This is a genomic window from Streptomyces odontomachicola (assembly GCF_039605595.1).
Lineage (GTDB): Bacteria > Actinomycetota > Actinomycetes > Streptomycetales > Streptomycetaceae > Streptomyces.
On sequence record NZ_JBCFOK010000011.1, the window covers coordinates 97,933 to 120,175 of the forward strand.

17 protein-coding genes and 1 pseudogene are annotated in these 22,243 nt (G+C 72.9%); 15 read left to right on the top strand and 3 right to left on the bottom strand.

The window, feature by feature from the left end; all coding sequences use genetic code 11:
* Positions 1 to 339: 339 nt before the first annotated feature.
* The 8 genes from ABEE00_RS21035 (at position 340) to ABEE00_RS21070 (ending at position 12,828) form a co-directional block, all read left to right on the top strand.
* Positions 340 to 4,056 carry a nitrate reductase subunit alpha gene (locus tag ABEE00_RS21035; protein WP_345747143.1) on the top strand — a complete coding sequence of 1,239 codons (3,717 nt, stop codon included), beginning with the start codon at positions 340 to 342 and terminating at the stop codon, positions 4,054 to 4,056.
* The gene (narH, locus tag ABEE00_RS21040) at positions 4,056 to 5,684 is read left to right on the top strand and encodes a nitrate reductase subunit beta (protein WP_345747144.1); all 1,629 of its coding nucleotides are present in this window, start codon (positions 4,056 to 4,058) and stop codon (positions 5,682 to 5,684) included. The genes ABEE00_RS21035 and narH overlap by 1 nt, the downstream gene beginning before the upstream one ends.
* Positions 5,681 to 6,328 (top strand): nitrate reductase molybdenum cofactor assembly chaperone, encoded by a 648-nt coding sequence (narJ, locus tag ABEE00_RS21045; RefSeq protein WP_345747145.1) that lies wholly within the window; start codon positions 5,681 to 5,683, stop codon positions 6,326 to 6,328. Before narH ends, narJ begins: the two co-directional genes overlap by 4 nt.
* Positions 6,325 to 7,095 (top strand): respiratory nitrate reductase subunit gamma, encoded by a 771-nt coding sequence (gene narI / locus ABEE00_RS21050; RefSeq protein ID WP_345747146.1) that lies wholly within the window; start codon positions 6,325 to 6,327, stop codon positions 7,093 to 7,095. The genes narJ and narI overlap by 4 nt, the downstream gene beginning before the upstream one ends.
* A gap of 665 nt (positions 7,096 to 7,760) precedes the next feature.
* Positions 7,761 to 9,314 carry a PucR family transcriptional regulator gene (locus tag ABEE00_RS21055; protein ID WP_345747147.1) on the top strand — a complete coding sequence of 518 codons (1,554 nt, stop codon included), beginning with the start codon at positions 7,761 to 7,763 and terminating at the stop codon, positions 9,312 to 9,314.
* Between the two features lie 170 nt (positions 9,315 to 9,484).
* Entirely contained in the window at positions 9,485 to 10,327 is an 843-nt protein-coding gene (locus tag ABEE00_RS21060) for a nitrilase-related carbon-nitrogen hydrolase (RefSeq protein WP_345747148.1), read from the top strand.
* Positions 10,328 to 10,349: 22 nt separating this feature from the next.
* A complete protein-coding gene (gene hydA / locus ABEE00_RS21065) occupies positions 10,350 to 11,756 on the top strand; it encodes a dihydropyrimidinase (protein ID WP_345747149.1) in 1,407 nt (468 codons plus the stop codon).
* 46 nt (positions 11,757 to 11,802) lie between these two features.
* Entirely contained in the window at positions 11,803 to 12,828 is a 1,026-nt protein-coding gene (locus ABEE00_RS21070) for a TIGR03842 family LLM class F420-dependent oxidoreductase (protein WP_345747150.1), read from the top strand.
* Between the two features lie 11 nt (positions 12,829 to 12,839).
* Here ABEE00_RS21070 and ABEE00_RS21075 read toward each other — a convergent pair whose 3' ends face one another.
* On the bottom strand, positions 12,840 to 14,276 hold the full coding sequence (locus tag ABEE00_RS21075; protein ID WP_345747151.1) for an MFS transporter: 1,437 nt from the start codon (positions 14,274 to 14,276) through the stop codon (positions 12,840 to 12,842).
* A gap of 74 nt (positions 14,277 to 14,350) precedes the next feature.
* Between ABEE00_RS21075 and ABEE00_RS21080 the strand changes: the two genes are divergently transcribed.
* Positions 14,351 to 15,253 (top strand): LysR family transcriptional regulator, encoded by a 903-nt coding sequence (locus tag ABEE00_RS21080; protein ID WP_345747152.1) that lies wholly within the window; start codon positions 14,351 to 14,353, stop codon positions 15,251 to 15,253.
* A gap of 25 nt (positions 15,254 to 15,278) precedes the next feature.
* On the opposite strand, the gene ABEE00_RS21085 is transcribed toward ABEE00_RS21080, so the two are convergent.
* Positions 15,279 to 15,614, bottom strand: coding sequence for a hypothetical protein (locus ABEE00_RS21085; protein ID WP_345747153.1), 336 nt, complete (start codon positions 15,612 to 15,614; stop codon positions 15,279 to 15,281).
* Between the two features lie 313 nt (positions 15,615 to 15,927).
* Positions 15,928 to 16,356, bottom strand: a pseudogene (locus ABEE00_RS21090) (alcohol dehydrogenase catalytic domain-containing protein); the annotation flags it as partial.
* Between the two features lie 84 nt (positions 16,357 to 16,440).
* On the opposite strand from ABEE00_RS21090, the gene ABEE00_RS21095 reads away from it, so the two are divergent.
* The 6 genes from ABEE00_RS21095 to ABEE00_RS21120 all read left to right on the top strand — a co-directional run bounded on the left by ABEE00_RS21095 (position 16,441) and on the right by ABEE00_RS21120 (position 22,160).
* A complete protein-coding gene (locus ABEE00_RS21095; protein WP_345747154.1) occupies positions 16,441 to 17,253 on the top strand; it encodes a thioesterase family protein in 813 nt (270 codons plus the stop codon).
* A 282-nt stretch (positions 17,254 to 17,535) separates the two neighbouring features.
* Positions 17,536 to 18,105 (top strand): TetR/AcrR family transcriptional regulator, encoded by a 570-nt coding sequence (locus tag ABEE00_RS21100; RefSeq protein WP_345747155.1) that lies wholly within the window; start codon positions 17,536 to 17,538, stop codon positions 18,103 to 18,105.
* Between the two features lie 45 nt (positions 18,106 to 18,150).
* Complete coding sequence (locus tag ABEE00_RS21105) at positions 18,151 to 19,368, top strand: GDSL-type esterase/lipase family protein (protein ID WP_345747156.1); 1,218 nt, start codon at positions 18,151 to 18,153, stop codon at positions 19,366 to 19,368.
* Between the two features lie 189 nt (positions 19,369 to 19,557).
* Complete coding sequence (locus tag ABEE00_RS21110; protein ID WP_345747157.1) at positions 19,558 to 20,022, top strand: MarR family winged helix-turn-helix transcriptional regulator; 465 nt, start codon at positions 19,558 to 19,560, stop codon at positions 20,020 to 20,022.
* A 46-nt stretch (positions 20,023 to 20,068) separates the two neighbouring features.
* Complete coding sequence (locus ABEE00_RS21115; protein WP_345747158.1) at positions 20,069 to 21,520, top strand: MFS transporter; 1,452 nt, start codon at positions 20,069 to 20,071, stop codon at positions 21,518 to 21,520.
* A 76-nt stretch (positions 21,521 to 21,596) separates the two neighbouring features.
* The gene (locus ABEE00_RS21120; RefSeq protein WP_345747159.1) at positions 21,597 to 22,160 is read left to right on the top strand and encodes a cysteine hydrolase family protein; all 564 of its coding nucleotides are present in this window, start codon (positions 21,597 to 21,599) and stop codon (positions 22,158 to 22,160) included.
* Positions 22,161 to 22,243: the final 83 nt, after the last annotated feature.

The window sequence follows — 22,243 nt, forward strand, 5'->3', positions numbered from 1 at the left end:
GCGTTTGGCGCGCATCCGGTGCTCCGCCAACGGGCGCACCCGGAACGCGCGCCTTCCCCTTACGAAAGGGATCGGCCACGGTGTTCAACGCGCCCTCACCCCGCCCGACCTGCCAATGGTCCGGGCCAACCCGGTGGGATGTGCTCCTTCCCAGCTCATGGACTGGTCCGGCAGTCGTATCGACGATTGCCAAGTGCAAGAAAAATTCGTTCTAAGCACGGCCAATTGGCCAGAAAGGGCTCCCTGACGCGCCGCCGGAGGGTGGAGCGTGAACACCGAGTACAAGACACCGCGCCGGGCGTCCGCCCCGCGCGGTCGGTCCCGAGGGGAGCCGGTTGCATGGGGCGTGGCAGGGCGAAGGCGGAGCGGGCCGCCGACGAGGCGGCCGACCGCCTTCTGCGGGCGGGCCAGTGGCTGCGGAGTTCGCCGGTCACGGAGGACCGGCGTGCGGTGTTCCGTACCGACCAGACCGTCAACGACGCGCCGTACCGGGAACGCTGGGCGCACGACAAGGTGGTGCGCTCCACGCACGGGGTGAACTGCACGGGCTCGTGCTCCTGGCAGGTGTACGTCAAGGACGGGCTGATCACCTGGGAGACCCAGGCGACCGACTACCCCTCGGTGGGCCCGGACAGGCCGGAGTACGAGCCGCGGGGCTGCCCGCGCGGCGCGTCCTTCTCCTGGTACACGTACTCGCCGACCCGGGTGCGCTATCCGCACGCGCGCGGCGTCCTGGTGGAGATGTACCGGGAGGCCAAGCAGCGGCTCGGCGACCCGGTCGCCGCCTGGGCGGAGGTCACGGGGGACCCTGACAAGCGGCGGCGCTACCAGAGCGCGCGCGGCAAGGGCGGCCTGGTGCGCGTCGGCTGGGACGAGGCGCTGGAAATCGCCGCGGCGGCGCACGTGCACACGGTGGACGAGTACGGCCCCGACCGGATCGCGGGCTTCTCCCCGATTCCCGCGATGTCGATGGCCTCGCACGCGGTGGGCGCCCGCTTCCACTCGCTGATCGGCGCGCCGATGCTGTCCTTCTACGACTGGTACGCGGATCTCCCCGTGGCCTCTCCGCAGGCCTTCGGCGACCAGACCGACGTGCCGGAGTCCGGGGACTGGTGGGATGCGGCGTACCTCATGCTGTGGGGCTCGAACGTGCCGGTCACGCGGACGCCGGACGCGCACTGGATGACCGAGGCGCGCTACCGTGGCCAGAAGGTCGTGGTGGTCTCCCCCGACTACGCCGACGCGACCAAGTTCGCCGACGAGTGGCTGCATCCGCACCCCGGGACCGACGGCGCCCTTGCCATGGCGATGGGTCATGTGATCCTCCGCGAGAACTTCGTGGACCGGCAGGTGCCCTACTTCCAGGACTACGTGCGGCGCTTCACCGACCTGCCGTTCCTGGTGTCGCTGGAGGAGCGTGAGGACGGCCGCTATGTGCCGGGCCGCTTCCTGACGGCGGAGGACGCGGGGCTCGCGCAGGACGCGGCAGCCGAGGCGCGGCGCTGGATGCCGGTGCTGTGGGACACGGTCACCGGCGAGCCGGCCGCGCCCAACGGCACGCTGGGCAACCGCTGGTGGGGCAAGCGGAACGAGGGCCGCTGGAATCTGGACCTGCACGGCATCGAACCGCTGCTCAGCCTGTACGGGAGCGGGGACGGCGACGGCGAGCCCGGGTCGGCCTCCGTACTGCTCCCCCGCTTCGAGACCGAGACCGGCGGCGGGGCCGCCGGGGCCGCCGGGGCCGCCGGAGAAGACGCGACCGTGCGGCGCGGGGTGCCCGTGCGCCGGGTCGGCGGGCGGCTGGTGACGACGGTCTACGACCTGCTGCTCGCGCAGTACGGGGTGGGCCGCGAGGGGCTGGAGGGGCAGTGGCCCGCCGGCTACGAGGACGCCTCGACGCCCTGCACGCCGGCCTGGCAGGAGTCCCTGACCTCGGTTCCCGCGCAGGCCGTGGTGCGCGCGGCCCGCGAGTTCGCGCGCACCGCCGAGCAGTCGCGGGGCCGCTGCATGATCGTGATGGGAGCCGGGACCAACCACTGGTTCCACTCCGACACGATCTACCGCTCTTTCCTGTCGCTGCTGTTGCTGACGGGCTGTCAGGGCGTGAACGGCGGCGGCTGGGCGCACTACGTGGGCCAGGAGAAGGTCCGCCCCTACGCGGGCTGGCAGCAGATGGCCACCGCCGCCGACTGGGTGCGCCCCTCGCGGCAGATGGCGGGCACACCGTACTGGTATCTGCACACCGGGCAGTGGCGGTACGAGGGCTTCGCGGCCGACACGCTCAGCTCGCCCACCGCGCGCGGCGACTTCCGCGGGCTGCACACCGCTGACCTGGTGGCCCGTTCGGCGCGGCAGGGCTGGATGCCCTCGGCGCCCGCCTTCGGCGCGAACCCGCTGGAGCTGGGGAGGCGCGCCCGCGAGGCGGGCGGAGACCCCAGCGCCTGGGTGGCCGGCGAACAGGCCGCGGGGCGGCTGGACTTCGCCGCACGGGACCCGGACGACCCGGCCAACTGGCCGCGCGTGCTGACCGTGTGGCGAGCCAACCTGATCGGCTCCTCGGCCAAGGGGAACGAGTACTTCCTGCGCCATCTGCTGGGCGCCGACGACAACGCCTCGGCCGAGGAGGCGCCGCCGGAGTCCCGGCCCCGCGAGGTGACCTGGCGGGACGAGGCGCCGCGCGGCAAGCTCGACCTGCTGCTCGCGCTGGACTTCCGGATGACGTCCACCACCCTCTTCGCCGACCTGGTGCTGCCGGCAGCCACCTGGTACGAGAAGCACGACCTCTCCAGCACCGACATGCACCCCTACGTGCACGCCTTCTCGCCCGCCATCAATCCGCCGTGGCAGGCCCGTACGGACTTCGAGATCTTCCACGGGCTCGCGGCGAAGCTCGGCGAACTCGCCCGCGGGCGGCTGGAGGACGCCGTCGATCTTGTCGCCACCCCGCTCATGCACGACACCCCGGGCGAGGCGCCGCCGCAGGGCCCGACGGGGCCGCAGATCACGCTCGTGGAGCGGGACTACACCGCCGTCGCCGACAAGCTCGCCTCGCTCGGGCCGCTCGCCGAGGAGGCGGGCATGACCGTCAAGGGCCTGACGGTGAACCCGCGCCCCGAGGCGCGCTGGCTCGCCGAGCGCTGCGGCGTCGCGAGCCACGGGGCCGCCAAGGGACGGCCGTTGCTGGACACCGACGTCAAGCTGTGCGAAGCGATCCTGGCGCTCTCCGGCACCACCAACGGGCGCCTCGCGGCGGAGGGCTTCGAGCGGCTGGCCGAGCAGTGCGGGGACGGCGCGGGCCTTGAGGAGCTGGCGGCCTCGGTGGCCGAGCGCCGGATCGTCTTCTCCGACACGCAGGCCAGGCCCGTGCAGGTGGGGGCCAGCTTCGAGTGGTCGGGCAAGGAGGGGCCCGAGCGGCGGTACGCGCCGTTCACCATCAACACCGAGCACCGCAAGCCCTGGCACACCCTCACCGGGCGCCAGCACTTCTACCTCGACCACGACTGGGTCGCGGAGCTGGGCGAGCAACTGCCCGTCTACCGCCCGCCGCTGAACCTGGCCGCGCTCGGCGAGAAGCTGCCCGAGGCTCCCGGGGGCGGGCGCCAGGTGACCGTGCGCTATCTGACCCCGCACTCGAAGTGGTCCATCCACTCCGAGTACCAGGAGAACCTGCTCATGCAGACCCTGGCGCGTGGCGGCCCGGTCATCTGGATGAGCGTGGCGGACGCGGCGGAGATCGGAGTGGCCGACAACGACTGGATCGAGGCGGTCAACGCCAACGGCGTGGTCGTGGCCCGCGCGATCGTCTCGCACCGCATGCCCACCGGCACGGTGTTCATGTACCACGTGCAGGAACGCCTGGTGAACGTGCCCACATCGCAGGCGACGGGACGGCGCGGCGGGGTGCACAACGCGCTGACCCGCCTGCTGATCAAGCCCACCCATCTCGTCGGGGGCCACGCGCAGCTCTCCTTCGCGCCCAACTACTACGGCCCCACCGGAAACCAGCGCGACACGGTCACCGTCATCCGCCGCCGCTCCCAGGAGGTCCGTTACTGATGCGTGTGATGGCGCAGATCGCCATGGTCATGAACCTCGACAAGTGCATCGGCTGCCACACCTGTTCCGTCACCTGCAAGCAGACGTGGACCAACCGGAGCGGCACCGAGTACGTCTGGTTCAACAACGTCGAGACCCGGCCCGGGCAGGGCTATCCGCGGGGGCACGAGGACCAGGAGAAGTGGAAGGGCGGCTGGAAGCTCAAGCGCGGCCGCCTCGTCCCGCGCAGCGGAGGGCGCGCACGGCGGCTGGCCCGGCTGTTCGCCAACCCCGAACTGCCCTCCCTGGAGGACTACTACGAGCCGTGGACCTACGACTACGAGATGCTGACCAGCGCGCCGCTGGGCGACGACGTGCCCACCGCGCGCCCGCGCTCGCAGATCGACGGCGGGCCCACGTCGGTGACCTGGGGCCCGAACTGGGACGACGACCTGGGCGGCACCGAGCATCTGCCGCGGGACCCCATGCTCCAGAAGATGAGCGAGCAGGTGCGCCTGGAGTACGAGCAGGCGTTCATGTTCTACCTGCCGCGGATCTGCGAGCACTGCCTCAACCCGTCGTGCGTGGCCGTCTGCCCCTCGGGCGCGATGTACAAGAGGGTCGAGGACGGCATCGTGCTGGTCGACCAGGACCGCTGCCGCGGCTGGCGGATGTGCGTGAGCGGCTGCCCGTACAAGAAGGTCTACTTCAACCACTCCACCGGCAAGGCCGAGAAGTGCACGCTGTGCTACCCGCGCATCGAGGCGGGCGAGCCCACCGTGTGCTCGGAGACCTGCGTGGGCCGGCTGCGCTATCTCGGGGTGATCCTCTACGACGCGGACAAGGTCGGCGAGGCCGCCTCCGTACCCGACGAGAAGGATCTGTACGAGGCCCAGCTCGGCTGCTTCCTCGACCCGCACGACCCCGGAGTGGCCCGCGCCGCCGAGGAGTCGGGCATCCCGCACGACTGGGTCACCGCGGCACGCAGGTCCCCGGTGCACGCGCTGATCAGCGAGTACAAGGTGGCGCTGCCCCTTCACCCGGAGTACCGCACCATGCCGATGGTCTGGTACGTGCCGCCGCTCTCGCCCGTGGTGGAGTCGCTGACCGCGACCGGGCACGACGGGGAGGACCCGGCGAAGCTGTTCGCCGCGATCGACTCGCTGCGCATCCCCGTGGACTACCTCGCCCAGCTCTTCACCGCGGGCGACCCGGGCCCCGTGGAGGAGTCCCTGTGCCGGCTGGCGGCGATGCGCGCGCACATGCGCCGCGTCAACCTCGGCGAGGAGCGCGACCCGAACATCGCCGCCGGGGTGGGCATGGACACCGAGGGCGTCGAGGCCATGTACCGCCTGCTGGCCCTCGCGAAATACGAGGAGCGCTACGTCATCCCCACCGCCTACACCGGCGGCACCCCGCAGGACCTCAACGAGGGCTGCAGCCTGGACGGCGCGGGCGGCCCCGGGATGTACGACGCCGACTCCTTCCACACCGAGCTGCCCGGCCTGGCGGACCCGCCCCCCGAGCCAGAGCACGCGGGGACCTCGCTGCGCGGCCGCGTCAACCTGCTGAACTGGAACGGCCGCGGCAAGCCGGCCGGCCTCTTCCCCGGCGCCCGCGAGCAGGCCGAGGAGGGCGGAACGGCGTGAACCGGCCGCTCATCCACCAGGCGTCCTCCCTCCTCCTCTCCTACCCGGGGCCCGAGTGGCCGCAGCGGCTGCACACCGTGCGCGAGGCGCTGCGCGGCCTGCCCGGCACCGAGGTCGCCCTGCTCACGGGCTTCTGCGAGCGCGTCACCGGCACGGACACGCTCGCGCTGGCCGCCGACTACGTGCACGCCTTCGACCGCAGCCGCCGCCGCACGCTGCACCTGACGTACTACACGGACGGCGACACCCGCCGCCGCGGCGCCTCGCTGGCCCGCCTCAAGTCCCTCTACCGGCAGCACGGCTGGCAGCCCGCCGGCGAGGAGCTGCCCGACTTCCTGCCGGTGATGCTGGAGTTCGCCGCGCGCACCCCGAAGGAGGGGCTGCGGCTGCTGAGCGAGCACCGGGCAGGGGTTGAGCTGCTGCGGTACGCGCTGGAGGAGCACCACGGGCCGTACGCCGACATCCTGCGGGCCGTGTGCGCCACCCTCCCGGGGCCCTCGCCTGCCGGGCGCGAGGAGGCCCGCGCCCTGGCCCGTACCGGGCCGCCCGTCGAGACCGTCGGCCTGGACGCCTTCCCCGCCCGACCCACCGCGGCGCGCGGGCCGAGCACCCTCGCCCCGGACGCGCAAGAGGAGCGCAGGTGACCTATCTCCACACCGTCCTGTGGGGCGTGCTGCCCTACCTCGTCCTGGTCCTGCTGATCGCCGGCACCGCCTGGCGCTACCGCTACGACCGCTTCGGATTCACCACCCGCAGCAGCCAGTTGCACGAGAGCAGGCTGCTGCGGATCGGCGGACCGCTCTTCCACTACGGCGTGTTCCTCGTGATCGCGGGGCACGCTATGGGCCTGCTGATCCCCGAGTCGCTGACCGAGGACTTGCACATCCACGAGTGGCTGTACCACCTCAACGCGCTGGCCGTGGGCGGCCTCGCCGGGCTGGCCACCACTGCAGGACTGGCGGTCCTGCTGTACCGGAGGCTGCGGGTGAAGGCCGTGCGGCAGCGCACCAGCCGGAGCGACCGCGCCGTGTACCCGCTGCTGGCCGCGGCCCTGCTGGCCGGGCTCGCGGCGACCGCCACGACCCTGGCGGCGCATCCGTACGACTACCGGCGCGGGGTGTCGGTGTGGTTCCGCTCGCTGTTCACGCTGGACCCGAACGTGCCCGCGATGAGCCACGCGCCGCTGGTCTACCAGGTGCACGCGCTGCTGGGCATGGCCCTGTTCGCGCTGTGGCCCTTCAGCCGGCTGGTGCACGCCTTCACCGCTCCGCTGGGGTACCTGGCCAGGCCGTACGTCGTCTACCGCTCGCGCGGCGCGCGGCCCGCCGACGCGGCGCGGCCCTCCGGGCCCTACCGTCCGGCGCGCTCGGCGGACGACCGCGCGGCGGCCGACCGCGTCGGGCAGCCGTGAGCGGGCCCGCGCCGCGGGGCGGTGCGGGCGGCGGGCAGGCGGCCGAGGCTCCCGGGGAGGCGGCGGAACCGGGGGCGTCGGCCGCGGTCCCGGCGCCGCGCGGCGGCGGCACCGGACGCCCGCCCTTTCGCCTCGACGTCCGCCTGAACCCGCCGCGTCCCGCCTGCTTCTCGCCGGTGATGGCCATGGGGATCCTGTCCCGCGCCACGGCGGCCCTGGGCACATGCGTGCTGCTCGCGGCGGGGTGGAGGGGGCGCGGGGCCGTCCACGCCTGAGGTCCGTACGAGGGTGGAGAGCCCGGCCCCCGGGTCGCGCCGGCGAGCTCGCGGCGGGGCCTGCCGCGTGGCCCGCGTGGCCGTCCGGGTGTCCGGGCGGCCACGTCTGGTGGCCCCGGTGTGGCCCGCGTCCGACAGCGGGACTCCCGGCTGGGCCGCACCGGAAAGCCGCCGGCGCGGACCGCGCCCGAAAGCGGAACTCCGAGCTGGGCCGCACCGGAGAGCGGGGGCTCCCTGCGCGGTCCGCGACCTCGCACGGGCCTTGGCCCACCGCCCCTCGCGGGGCATGCTGAGGCGGACGCAAGGTGATCACGGCGCGCCCGCGGACGGCTCGCGCCCCGACCTCATGCGGGGAAGCCCTCGGAAAGCGCCCGCGGGAAGGAGGCCCCGATGACCGCTGTCGCCGGGCCCGAACACACCCTCTCCGTACGGCAGATACTCGCGCTGGAGCGCATCGCGGCCGGCGAGCCCGAGGTGGTCGCCGCCGCGGAGCAGCTCGACCGACCCGTCCGCTGGGTCCATGTCGCCGAGGCCGCAGACGTGGGCGTGATGCTCAGCGGCGGCGAGATGGTGCTCACCACGGGGGTGCTGCTCGCCGACGACGTACGGAGTCAGACCGCGTACATCCGCTCGCTGCACCGCGCCGAGGCGGCGGCCCTGGTGCTGGGCCTGGGGCGGGCCTTCCCCGCGCCGCCCGAGCACATGCGGCGGGCCGCCGAGCGCTACGGACTGCCGATGGTCGTGCTGCACCGGCCCTTCCCCTTCGCGGAATTGACCGAGGAGGTGCAGTCGCGGCTGGTGCGGCGCAAGTACGCGGCGGTCAGCCTCTCGGAGGGCATCCGCACCGCGCTGACCCGGCTGATCACGGCCGGGGCTCCCCTGCAACACCTGCTGGACGAGGTGGCCGCGCACAGCGCGTGCCCGGTCGTCGTCACCAACCTCGCGCACCGCGTACTGGCCACGGCCGGCGAACGGTCCGCCGTGGACGACGTGCTGCGCGACTGGGACCGCATCACCCGCCAGCCTGGCGGCGTCGACGGCGAGGGCTGGATCCGCACCGACCTGGGCGGACGCGGTGAGCGCTGGGGCTCCGTCGTGCTGTGCGGCTACCGCGGCGACGAGGAGTCCGGGCGGCTGCTCGCCGAGCGCACGGCCGAGTCCCTCGTGCTGCACCGGCTCCTGTCGGGCCCTGCCGCGAGCTGGGAGGAGCAGTCGGCGCACAGCCTGCTCGCCGACCTGGTCTCCGGCTCGGTGCCGGCGGCCCAACTGCTGCCCCGCGCCCGGGCCGCCGGCCTCCCCGTCAACCGCCGCACCTTCGTACCGCTCGCCGTGCGGGACGGCGACCCGGACCGGCTCGACCGCGTACTGCGCCTGCTGGACCTGCCAGGACTGGTCGCCGACCTCGCCGACCGCCGCACGGCCCTGCTCCTCAGCCTCCCCCGGGACCAGGCGGCAGACCCCCTGGTCAGACACCTCGCCGAGCGCCTGCGCGCCGAGACCGGCGAGCGCGCCGTGCTCGCGGCAGGCCCCGTCTGTACGGGCTGGCGCGAGGTCCCCGAGGGGCTGCGCGAGGCCCTGCACGTCGCCGACGCCACCGCGGGCGCGCCGCCGGGCCATGCCGCGGTGGTCCGCCTCCGCGACGTACGGCTGCGCGGCCTCGTACGGCTGCTGCGCGACGACCCGCGCGTACAGGCCTTCGCGGAGGGCGAGTTGGACGGGCTGCTGCACTCGGCGGAGGCGGAGGGGCTGCTCCCGACCCTGCGCACCTACCTCTCCACCGGCCGCAACAAGTCCCGCACGGCCCAGCTCCACCACATGAGCCGCCCGGCCCTCTACCGCCGCCTGGAGTCCATCGAATCGCTCCTCGGCGTGGACCTGGACGACTTCGAACAGGCGGCGTCCGTCCACATCGCGCTCCTCGCCCACGACGCCCAGCACGCATGAGGCCCCTCCGACCCTGCCGCACGCATGACGGCCGGCGCGCATCACAGCCGCCCGCATGACACGGTGCAACGCCACCCCGCCCCGTCCGTGACACCGTGCACCTCGGCCGCCCCCGCACGGATTCCTAGGGTCGTGGGCCTACCGAGCACCCCGCACCGCTGGAGGTCCCGATGAGTCCCGTGATCCGCGCCGCCGTGTTCCAGACCGCCTGGACCGGGGACAAGGAGTCCATGATCAAGGTGCACGAGCAGGCCGTGCGAGACGCGGCCGCGGACGGCGCCCAAGTGCTGTGCTTCCAGGAGCTGTTCTACGGCCCGTACTTCTGCCAGGTGCAGGACGCGAAGTTCTACGAGTACGCCGAGGCGATCCCGGACGGGCCGACCGTGCGGCGCTTCCAGGAGCTCGCGCGCGAGCACGGCATCGTGCTCGTCCTGCCCATGTACGAGGAGGAGCAGCCCGGCGTCCTCTACAACACCGCCGCGGTGATCGACGCGGACGGCAGCTATCTGGGGAAGTACCGCAAGACGCACCTTCCGCAGGTGGAGGGCTTCTGGGAGAAGTTCTACTTCCGCCCCGGGAACGGCGGCTGGCCCGTCTTCGACACCGCCGTCGGCAAGATCGGCGTGTACATCTGCTACGACCGCCACTTCCCCGAGGGCTGGCGCGCGCTCGGCCTCGAAGGGGCGCAGATCGTCTTCAACCCCTCGGCGACCAGCCGCGGCCTCTCGCGCTATCTGTGGGAGCTGGAGCAGCCCGCCGCGGCCGTCGCGAACGAGTACTTCGTGGGCGCCATCAACCGCGTCGGCGTGGAGGAGCACGGCCCCAACGACTTCTACGGGACCTCGTACTTCGTGGACCCGGAGGGGCAGTACGTGGGCGGGACCGCCGACGACCAGAAGCCCGAACTGGTCGTGCGCGACCTGGACATGGCGAAGCTGCGCGAGGTCCGCGACCGGTGGCAGTTCTACCGGGACCGCGCCCCGCACACGTACACCCCCCTGACCCGCCCGTGAACCGCCGTCCCCTGGAGGAGACATGAGCTCCGTCCGTACCGTCGTCCGCGGCGGCCTGGTCGTCACCGCCGCCGAGGAGATGCACGCCGACGTCCTGGTGGAGGGCGGACGCGTCGCCGCGCTCGCCGCGAGCGGGAGTGATGTCGCCGCCTCCTGGGCCGACGCACAGGTGATCGACGCGCGCGGCAAGTACGTCATCCCGGGCGGCATCGACGCGCACACCCACATGGAGATGCCCTTCGGCGGCACCTTCGCGGCCGACACCTTCGAGACCGGCACCCGCGCCGCGGCCTGGGGCGGGACGACCACGATCGTGGACTTCGCCATCCAGTCCAAGGGACACACGCTGCGCGAGGGCCTGGACGCCTGGCACGCGAAGGCCGAGGGCAACTGCGCCGTGGACTACGGGTTCCACATGATCGTCTCCGATGTGCGGGAGGAGACGCTCAAGGAGATGGACCTCCTGGTCAACGAGGGGGTCACGTCCTTCAAGCAGTTCATGGCGTACCCCGGCGTCTTCTACAGCGACGACGGGCAGATCCTGCGCGCGATGCAGCGGGCCGGCGACAACGGCGGCCTGATCATGATGCACGCGGAGAACGGCATCGCCATCGACGTGCTGGTCGAACAGGCCCTGAGTCGAGGAGAAACGGACCCCCGGCACCACGGCCAGGTGCGCAAGGCCCTCCTCGAAGCGGAGGCCACGCATCGCGCGATCAAGCTCGCGCAGGTGGCGGGCGCGCCGCTGTACGTCGTGCACGTGTCGGCGCAGGAGGCGGTGGCCGAGCTGACGCGGGCGCGCGCCGACGGGCTGCCGGTGTACGGCGAGACCTGCCCGCAGTACCTCTTCCTCTCCACCGACAACCTCGCCGAGCCGGACTTCGAGGGCGCGAAGTACGTGTGCAGTACGCCGCTCAGGCCCGAGGAGCACCAGGCGGCGCTGTGGCGCGGCCTGCGTACCAACGATCTCCAGGTGGTCTCCACCGACCACTGCCCGTTCTGCTTCTCGGGCCAGAAGGAGCTCGGCCGGGACGACTTCTCCAAGATCCCCAACGGCATGCCCGGCGTGGAGAACCGCATGGACCTCCTCCACCAGGGCGTCGTGGACGGGCACATCTCGCGCCGCCGCTGGATCGAGATCGCCTGCGCCACCCCGGCCCGCATGTTCGGCCTCTACCCGAAGAAGGGCACCATCGCGCCGGGCGCCGACGCCGATCTGGTCCTGTACGACCCGCACGCCGAGCAGACCATCTCGGCCGAGACCCACCACATGAACGTCGACTACTCCGCGTACGAGGGCAAGCGGATCACCGGACGGGTCGAGACCGTCCTCTCGCGTGGCGAAACCGTCATCGACCGCCGCGAGTTCACGGGACGCGCAGGTCACGGCAGTTACGTGCCGCGCGACACCTGTCAGTACCTCGGCTGAGCATCACCCGCCGAACAGTGCCGCAAGCCCAATGAAGGAGCCATGTATGGACTTCGGACTCGTCCTGCAGACCGACCCGCCGGCCTCCGCCGTGGTGGAGCTGATGAAGCGCGCGGAGGACGCCGGGTTCACCTACGGGTGGACATTCGACTCGTGCGTGCTGTGGCAGGAGCCGTTCGTCATCTACAGCCGCATCCTCGCGGAGACGGAACGCCTGGTCGTCGGCCCGATGGTCACCAACCCCTCGACACGTACGTGGGAGGTCACCGCCTCCACCTTCGCGACGCTGAACGACATGTACGGCAACCGCACCGTGTGCGGCATCGGCCGCGGCGACTCCGCGATGCGCGTGGCCGGGCGCAAGCCGAACACCCTCGCGCGGATCAGCGAGGCGATGAAGGTCATCCGCGCGCTCGGCCGCGGCGAGGAGGCCGACCTCGGCGGCGGCTCGGTCGTCCGCTTCCCGTGGGTCCGCGAGGGCGCCGAACTCCCCGTGTGGATGGGCGCCTACGGCCCGAAGGCGCTGAAGATGACCGGCGAGGAGGCGGACGGATTCATCCTCCAGCTCGCCGACCCGTTCCTGACCGAGTGGATGGTCAAGGCCGTACGGGACGCGGCCACCGCCGCCGGCCGCGACCCCTCCGAGGTTAAGATCTGCGTGGCGGCACCGGCGTACGTGACCGAGGACGACTCCCCCGAGGCGCTGGCCCACGCGCGCGAGCAGTGCCGCTGGTTCGGCGGGATGGTCGGCAACCACGTCGCGGACCTGGTGGAGAAGTACGGCCAGGACACCTCGCTGGTCCCGCAGGACCTGACCGACTACATCAAGGCACGCGAGGGCTACGACTACGCGCACCACGGCCGCTCGGGAAACCCCGACACCGCGTTCGTGCCCGACGAGATCGTGGACCGCTTCTGCCTGATCGGCACGCCCGCCGCGCACGCCGAGAAGCTGCGCGCGCTGCGGGAGCTGGGCGTGGACCAGGTCGCCGTGTACGCGATGCACGACGCCAAGGAGAGCGTGATCGAGTCGTACGGGCGCGAGGTCATCCCCCTGGTGGACGGGTCCTGACACCGGGCTCCTCAGCTCATCGCCACGCGCAGCGCGACGGCGATGACGGCGAGCACCGCACCGGCCGTGACCGCGGCAGCGGCGACCGGCCACAGTTCGCTGCTCGCCACGCGACGCCGCCACCACGCGCGCACCCCGGGCGTGGTGGCGGCCCACACCAGGCACAGCGCGACGGACAGCACGGCGCCCAGCGCGCACACCCCGCTCCACCCGGCGCGCGCGTACACCGCGCCGGCCAGCGCCGAACCGACGGCACCGCCGGTGAAGTAGCAGGTCATGTAGGCGGAGGTGAGCCGACCCCGTGCCTCGGGGCGCAGCGCGTAGATCAGCGACTGGTTGCTGATGTGCACGCCCTGGTGCGCGAGGTCCAGCAGCACGATCCCCGCGAGCAGCGCGGCCAGGTGGTGCGCGCCCGCCAGGAGCAGGGCCCAGGAGCCGAGCAGCAGCACCGCGCTGACGACCGTGGTCAGCGTGGTGCGGCCGCGGTCCGCGAGACGGCCGCCCGCCTGCGCCGCGACCGCTCCCGCCGCACCGGCCAGGCCGAGCAGCCCGATCTCCCCCTCCGACCAGCCGTAACCGGGCCCCGACAGCAGGAAGGCCAGCGAGGTCCACAGCACGCTGAAGCAGGCGAAGGCCAGGAGCCCGAGCGCCGCGCGGGCCCGCAGCACCGGTTCCTCCACGAGCAGCCGGGCGGTGGAACGCAGCAGGCCCGGGTACCGCAGCGCGGCCGCGCCCCGGTGCTGGGGCAGCGCGCGGCGCAGCGCCAGCGTGAGCACCACCATGGCCACCGCGGCGACCCCGTACACCGTGCGCCAGCCGCCCAGCGTGGCCAGGGCTCCCGAGGCGGTGCGGGCCAGCAGCATGCCGAGGACCAGTCCGCTCATGACCGTTCCCACGATCTGGCCGCGCCGCTCCGGGGCCGCCAGGTCGGCGGCGAAGGGCACCAGCACCTGGGCGGTCACCGACAGGAGGCCGGTCAGCGCGGTGCCGGTCAGCAGCAGCGGCGTGTTCGAGGCGAACGCCGTGAGGGCCAACGACCCGGCGGTGGCCAGGGTGAGCCCGCAGATCAGGCGCCGGCGCTCCAGCAGGTCGCCGAGCGGCAGCACGAACACGAGCCCGACCGCGTACCCGACCTGCGCGACCGTCACCACCAGCGAGGCGGCTGCCGAGGAGAGACGGAGGTCGCGCGCGATGGTGTCGAGGAGGGGCTGCGCGTAGTAGTTGCTCGCCACGCACAGGCCGACGGCGACGGACATGAGCAGCACGGTGGCGCGGCCGGGTCCTGAGGGAGAGGCGGTCGCAGGGCCGGGTGGTGAGCCGGTCGAGGAGGTGGCCAGAGAGCCGTTCGGTGAGGAGGAGTCCACGGCGGTTTCCTTCCAGGCGCAGGGAACGGGCCAGCCGCGCACGGCGGTCGACGGCGCCCGTACGCGCCGGACTTGGCCCGTCACGATGCTGCTCCCGCCCTCTCCCATCGGTCCAACAGGTTGTTGCCATGCGAGCGATCGGTGTTCACGATCGATCCATGGAACTGCGCCAGCTCACCTACGCCATAGCCGTCGCCGAGACCGGCAGCTTCACCCGCGCCGCGCACCGCTGCTTCGTCGTGCAGTCCGCGCTCAGCGAGCAGATCGCCCGGCTGGAGAAGGAGTTGGGCACCCGGCTCTTCGAGCGCACCAGCCGCCGGGTACGGGTGACGGCGGCCGGCGAGGCGTTCCTCGGTCCGGCCCGCGAGGCGCTGGACGCCGCGGAACGGGCCCGTGACGAGGCCCTGGCCAGCAGTGACGAGGTGCGCGGCAGCCTCGTCATCGGCACCATCACGCCGCTCACCGCCGTGGACCTGCCGGACCTCCTCGCCGCCTACCGCGAGCGGCACCCGGCCGTGCGCGTGGCCCTGCGCGCCTGGCTCGTACGCGATCTCCTCCAGCAAGTGCGGGAGCACGCCTGCGACATCGCGTTCGTCGACTCCCGTCCTGGGCCGCCGCCGCGCGGCCTGGAGGGGCAGGTGCTGGCGCACGACGAGCTGGTCGCGATCGTTCCGCACGGGCACAGGCTGGCCGGGGCCGAACGGGTCGATCCCGCGACCCTCGCCGAGGAGGACATGGTGGACATGCCGCAGCGCTCCGGGATCCGCGGCCACAACGACGCCGCCTTCGCCGCCGCCGGTGCCACCCGCACGGTGACCTTCGAGGCGGACACCATGGCGCTCCTGGAACAGCTCGTCGCGCGCGGCCTCGGCCTCGGTCTGGTCTCCGCCGCGACGGCCGCGCGGATGACCACGGTGAGCAGCGTGCCGACGACGGGGATTCCGGCGCGTACGGTACGGGCGCTGTGGCGCGCCTCCACGCCGTCGCCGGCGGCCCGCGCGTTTCTGCGTCTGCTGCGCGAGCGCACGCCGGACGCGCCGCCGGAACCGTCGTGTTCCTGAACCGCGTTCGCGAAGGGGGCGCCGCTCAGCGGAAGTCGAGCAGGATCTTCGGCGGCCCCTTCCGCCCCGCCCCGAGCAGCGCGAAGGCGTCGGCCGCCGCGTCCGGGCCGAACCGCGCGGCCACCAGCGGCGCCGCGTCCAGGACTCCCGCGCCGAAGAGCCCCGCGGTGCGCGCGTAGTGGTCCAGGCCGTGCTGGATCCCGAGCAGGTCCACGCCGCGCAGGACCAGGTCGCCCGCGTCCAGCGGGGCGTGCTCGGCGGGGATGCCGACCAGCGACCTTGCCGCCGCGCGCGGCGATTCGGGCGGCGAGCGGGACGGCGGAGGCGGCGCCGGACGCCTCGACAACCACGTCGTAGGCACCACTCGGTGCCTCTTCGGTCTGGTACGCCCCAGCCGCCCCGCACTCCAGAGCCAGGTCGAGCCCCGCCTCGTCCACTCCCGCGGCATGCACCTCGGCGGCGTACGCACGCGCGAACTGCACGGCGAGCAGCCCGATCGTCCCTGTGCCCACGACCGCGACACGGTCGTCGAAGGAGAGGCCGGCGCGCTCGTACGCCTCGACCACGGTGACGGCCGGTTCGATCAACGCGCCCGCAGGTTCGGGCAGTCCGGGAGGGAGCGCGGTGACGGCGCCGGCGGGCACGCGTACGTAGTCGGCCGCCGCGCCTTGCAGCCCGTACAGGCCGGTCTCGCGCATCGCGCCGCACTGCCGTCGCCGACCGCGCTGACATGCGGCGCAGCGCTCGCAGGGCACCATGGTCCGCCCCGCGACGAGAGTGCCGACCGGGACGGCGGGCGCCTCGGTGCCGTTCTCCTCCGCGAGCGCGACGACCTCCCCGTACCACTCGTGCCCGAACACGTGCGGAAAGCGGGTCCTGCCCTCCCGTACGTGGGCCGAGGCGCCCTCCAGGATCTCCAAGTCCGTGCCGCAGATGCCCACTTGTCGCGTGCGCACCAGCAAAGTGCCGGGCTCGGGCTCCGGTACGGGGAGCCGTGTGCACTCCACCCTGCCGGGCTCGGCGAAACGGGCGGCCCGCATCGCGCCGCCGGGCCAGGTACCGATCATGCGCATGCCTCCGTGGGGGACCGCGGCCGAGACCATCCGATGATGCTGAGACCATCCGCATGATGGTGGCAAGACGTACCCGGAGACACCCGGCCACCACCCCGGACGGAAGGATCTTCCTTGACTGAGGCAGCAGCGCGGGACGCGGCCGCTCCCGGCTACTTCGAGCGCGTGGACGAGGGCGTCTACAAGCCGACCGCCCACGCCGGCGGCGCATGGCGCACGGACGAGCAGCACTTCAGCCCGCTCGGCGGACTGATCCTGCACGCCGTGGACCGGCACCTCGCCGCACAGGACGGCCCCCGGCTGCTGGTCAGCCGCGTGAGCTTCGACATCCTGGGGCAGATCGCGCTGGACGAGACCCGCATCGTCGTGGAGACCCTGCGGCCCGGGCGCACGATCGAACTGCTGGAGGCCACCGCGTACATCGGCGGGCGCGCCGTGGTCCGCGCCCGCGTCTGGCTGCTGGCGCCGCAGGACACGGCGGAGGTGGCGGGCGGCGGGCCCGAGCCGCTGCCCGCGCCGGAGTCGCTGCCGCGCTGGGATCTCTCCGAGCGGTGGTCCGGGGGCTACATCGCCTCCATCGACGTACGGCCCGTCGGCGAGCCGCAGCCGGGGCGCACGACCGCGTGGATCTCCAGCCCGCTGTCCGTCGTGCAGGGCGAAGTCAGCGGGCCTGTCGCCGAGTTCGTCGCGCTCGTGGACACCGCCAACGGGATCGCGGTGCGGCGTTCGCCGCAGGAGTGGATGTTCCCGAACGTCGACCTGACCGTGCACTTCCACCGGCAGCCGGTGGCGGGGTGGACGGGCCTCGACACCACGGTGGTCTTCGGCCCCACGGGCCAGGGCGTGACGAGCACGGTCCTGCACGACGTCCACGGCCCGGTGGGCTACGCGGAGCAGCAGCTCACGGTGCGGCCGCAGCAGCGGTAGCGCCAATGTCGGGGCTGCGCCCCGGACCCCGTTGCGTACGTGGTTGCGCAGGAGCCCGGGGCGCAAGCCCGCTGTGCCCACCCGTTCCGCCCCTGCGGAACGACTGCCCACAGCTCGTGGGAGGGGGAGACACCCACATCCCGCCGCAGCGGAAAGCAACCACGCACCCAATGGACCGGCGGTCGAAGCACAGCTAAGCCATGCCCACATTTGCCTACAGGTATTAGGCAGATGCACAATCGCTTTAGGAGCACGCAACCACACGCCCCCCAAGGCGGCGACATGGCACCCAAAGGCCTCAGCGCGGAGCGGCTGACCCGCGCCGGCGCCGAGCTCGCGGACGAGGTCGGCTTCGAGCAGGTGACCGTCTCCGCGCTGGCCCGGCGGTTCGACGTGAAGGTCGCGAGCCTGTATTCGCACGTCAAGAGCTCCCACGACCTCAAGACCCGGATCGCGCTGCTCGCCCTGGAGGAGATGGCAGAGCGCGCCGCCGAGGCCGTCGCAGGCCGCGCGGGCAAGGACGCGCTGACCGCCTTCGCGAACGTCTACCGCGACTACGCGCGCGAGCACCCAGGCCGGTACGCGGCCGCCCGCCTCCCGCTCGACCCGGAGACCGCCGCGCGCAGCGCAGGCGTCCGGCACGCCCAGATGTCGCGCGCGATCCTGCGCGGCTACGACCTGGAGGAGCCGGACCAGACGCACGCGGTACGCCTGCTCGGCAGCACCTTCCACGGCTACGTGAGCCTGGAGCTCGCGGGCGGGTTCAGTCACAGCGCCCCGGACTCCGAGGAGACCTGGCCCCGCATCCTCGACTCCCTCGACGCGCTGCTGCGCAACTGGCCCGCGCACTGAGCCCCCGTACGCCCACACCCCCGAACGACAGACAGGCACTCCCCGATGACCAGCGAGAACACCCAACACGCCGCACACACCCGCGAGTTGACCACCACTCCCCTCACGGCGGACCTCTTCCGCGGCGCGCTCGACCTGGAACGCACCGCGCACGGCGTGCTGCCGCACCGGCTTCCCGCGTGGGCGCGGGCCCAGTGCGAGGACGGGCAGCTGGCGATGGCCGAGTCGCAGCCCTCGGGCGTGCGGCTCGCCCTCCGTACCGAGGCCACCGTCCTCGAACTGGACACGCTGCCCACCAAGCGGGACTACGTGGGCGCGCCGCCCCGCCCGGACGGCGTGTACGTGCTGCTCGTGGACGGCAGCCCGTTCGGCGAGGCCACCGTCGAAGGGGGCCGCACCCTCACGATCGACATGACGGCCGGCACGGCCGAGCTCGCCCAGGGGCCCGTGGGCGGCCTCCGCTTCGACGGCCTGCCCGAGGGCGTGAAGGACCTCGAACTCTGGCTCCCGCACAACGAGACGACCGAGCTCGTCGCCCTGCGCACGGACGCGCCGGTCACGCCCTCCCCCGCGCCCGAGCGCAAGGTGTGGCTGCATCACGGGAGTTCGATCAGCCACGGTTCGGACGCGGCGGGACCGACCACGATCTGGCCCGCGCTCGCGGCGCGGCGCGGCGGCGTGGAGCTGGTCAACCTCGGCTTCGGCGGCAGCGCGCTGCTCGACCCGTTCACCGCCCGCGCGATGCGGGACACCCCGGCGGACCTGATCAGCGTCAAGCTCGGCATCAACATCGTGAACGCCGACCTGATGCGGCTGCGCGCGTTCGCCCCCGCCGTGCACGGCTTCCTCGACACCCTCCGCGAGGGCCACCCCGACACGCCCCTGCTGGTGGTCTCGCCCATCCTGTGCCCCATCCACGAGGACACCCCGGGCCCCTGCGCCCCGGACTTCAGCGGCATGGCGGAGGGCCGACTGCGCTTCCGGGCCATGGGAGATCCGGCCGAGCGGGCGGCGGGAAAGCTGACCCTGAACGTCATCAGGGACGAGCTGGAACGCATCGTCGGCAAGCGGGCGGCCGAGGACCCGAACCTCCACTACCTCGACGGCCGCGCGCTCTACGGCGAGGCCGACTTCGCCGAACTGCCGCTCCCCGACGGCCTGCACCCGGACGCCGCCGCGCACCACCGCATCGGCGAACGCTTCGCCGACCTCGCCTTCGCCGAGGACGGCCCCTTCGCGCCGGCTGCCGCGCCGGGGGCGTGAGCCCCCGTGCACACCGTCGCGGTCCTGGCCGGGGTCAGCCCGCACACGTACCGGCGGAGCTTCGGCGGGGTCCCGGCGAGGACTGCCCAGCGCACCAAGCGCACCCAGCACACCAAGCGCCCGCCAAACGCAAGTAAAACTGTTCAGTTCAAACTGGACAGTCAAAACTGTCGAATTTAGCGTGGGGGCATGCCCAGCGCTCCCGAGCCCGCGACTCCCGTGGACGTCTCCCCCTCCGCCGTCCGCGCGGCGCGCGCGATCCAGGTGACCGTCGGCCGCCTGCGCCGCCGCGTGCGCAGCGTGAACCAGACCGGGGACATCACGCTCTCGCAGGCGTCCGTGCTGGCCAGGCTCTCCAAGAACGGCCCCTCCTCGGCCAGCGATCTCGCCGGGCTCGAAGGCGTACGGCCGCAGTCGATGGCCACCACGGTCCGCGGCCTCAAGGACCTCGGGCTGGTCGAGCGCAGCCCCGATCCGGAGGACGGGCGGCGGCAGCTCGTCAGCCTGACCGAGGCGGGCCGCGAGCGCGCCGAGGGCGACCGCCAGGCCCGGTACGCGTGGCTGGCGCACGCCCTGGAGGAGCACTGCACCGAGGACGAGCGGCAGAGCGTCGCGGACGCGATGGCCGTGCTGGACCGGCTGGTCGAGCGATGAGCACGCGCACAGGGGCCGGTCACGCGATGAGCGGTGGTCACCTGACATGAGCCGCAGCACTTCCGAGGACGGCGGCGCGGACACCGCGGAGGACGGCATACCGCGCGGCGGCGCGGCCCGCTTCGACCGGCGGCTCGTCCCGCCCATGATCCTGGGGTCCGTCCTCAACCCGGTGAACTCCTCGGTCATCGCCGTCGCCCTCGTACCGATCGGCGCCGCGTTCGGCGCCCCGCCCTCGCAGACCGCCTGGCTCGTCTCGGCACTGTATCTGGCGACGGCGCTCGGGCAGCCCGTCGTCGGGCGGCTCATCGACCTCTTCGGCCCGCGCCGCCTCTTCCTGATCGGCACCTCGCTGGTCGGTCTCGCCGGCGTGCTCGGCATGGTCGCGCCGAGCCTCGGCGTGCTGGTGGCGGCGCGGGTGGTGCTCGGCTTCGGCACCTGCGCGGGGTATCCGGCCGCGATGGCCCTGCTGCGCGGCGAGGCCGACAGGACCGGGACCAAGAACCCCGGCGGCGTCCTCACCGTGCTGGCCATCGCCAACCAGACCGTCGCCGTCATCGGCCCCTCGCTGGGCGGACTGCTCATCGGCCTCGGCGGCTGGCGCACGACCTTCGCGCTGAACATCCCGCTCGCCGCCGTCGCGCTCCTGCTCGGCGCGCTCCGGCTGCCGAAGCCCGAGCGCATGCCGTCCGTACGCGGCAGGCTCGCGGCCCGCCTCGACCTGCCCGGCATGGCGCTGTTCGCGGTGATGCTGGTCGCGCTGCTGCTGTTCCTGATGGACCTGCGGCATCCCGGCGCGGGCGCGTTCGCCCTGCTCGCGCTCTCCGCCGTCGCCGGAGCCCTCTTCGCACGCCGCGAGCTGCGGGCCGCCGAACCCTTCCTCGACCTGCGCCTCCTCGGCGGCAACCGCCCCCTGCTGGCCACCTACGCCCGCGGCCTGGTGGCGTACGTCGTCTCGTACGCGGTCCTGTACGGATTCACCCAGTGGGTGCAGCAGGGGCGCGGGCTCTCCGCCTCCGGCGCGGGGCTGGTCCAAGTGCCGCTGTTCCTCACGGCGATCGGGGTCTCCGCCTACACGGGGCGGCGGCCCGGCGTGTACGGGAAGCTCGTGGCCGGCGCGGTGTTCCAGGTCGTGGCCTGCGTACTGCTCTTCCTGCTGGACGGCGACAGCCCGGTGTGGCTGCTCCTGGCGACCGCGCTGCTCTTCGGCCTGCCGCAGGGGCTCAACAGCCTCGCGCTCCAGAACTCGGTCTACCGCCAGGCCGACCCCGCGCGCATGGGCTCCTCCTCCGGGCTGCTCCGCACCTTCGCCTACATGGGCTCGATGATCGTCTCCGCCGCGACCGCCTATGCGTACCCCGAGCGCGCCGACACGGCGGGCATGCACGAGCTGGCCTGGGTGATGCTCGGCGCCGGAGTGCTGTTCCTGCTGATGACCGTGTTCGACCGGGGGCTGCGCCGGGTGGGCGCCGAGGACGCGGCACCGAATACGACCTGACCACCCTCACCGAGGGCGCGCCTCCCCCACGAGCGCGCCCGGCCTTCCCTCCCCCTCATGAAAGGATCCAACCCCCATGTCCAGCACCGCTCTTCTCGCCATGGACCTCCAGCAGAGCATGGTGTCGCGCATCGCCGGGCCCTCCTACATGCAGCGCGTCGCGGGTGCGCTCGCCGCCGCCCGCGCGGCGGACATCCCGGTCGTGCACATCACCGTGGGCTTCCGCGCCGGGCACCCGGAGGTGCACCCCAACAACAAGATGTTCTCGGCGATCCCGGACGACGCCTTCACCGACTCCGACCCCATGGCGGCCATCCACGCCGACGCGGCCCCGCTTCCCGGTGAGCCGGTGATCAGCAAGAACCGGATCAGCGCCTTCGCCGGGAACGACCTGCGGCAGGTGCTCGCCGCGAAGGGCATCGACCACCTGGTGCTCACGGGCATCGCGACCAGCGGCGTCGTGCTGTCCACCCTGTGCGAGGCCTCCGACATGGACTTCCGGATCACCGTCCTGGAGGACGCCTGCGCCGACCCGGACCCCGAGGTGCACCGCGTCCTCATGGGGAGGCCCTTCGCCGCGCGGGCCGAGGTCACCACGATCGACGAGTGGGCGAAGGCCCTGGAGACCCCGGCCATCTGAGGGTATCCACGGGGCTTGTGGTGACACCCAAACTCTCTGTTGGCCGCCGTCCGTAATGCCCGCTTAGCCTCGTCAGTGGAAGT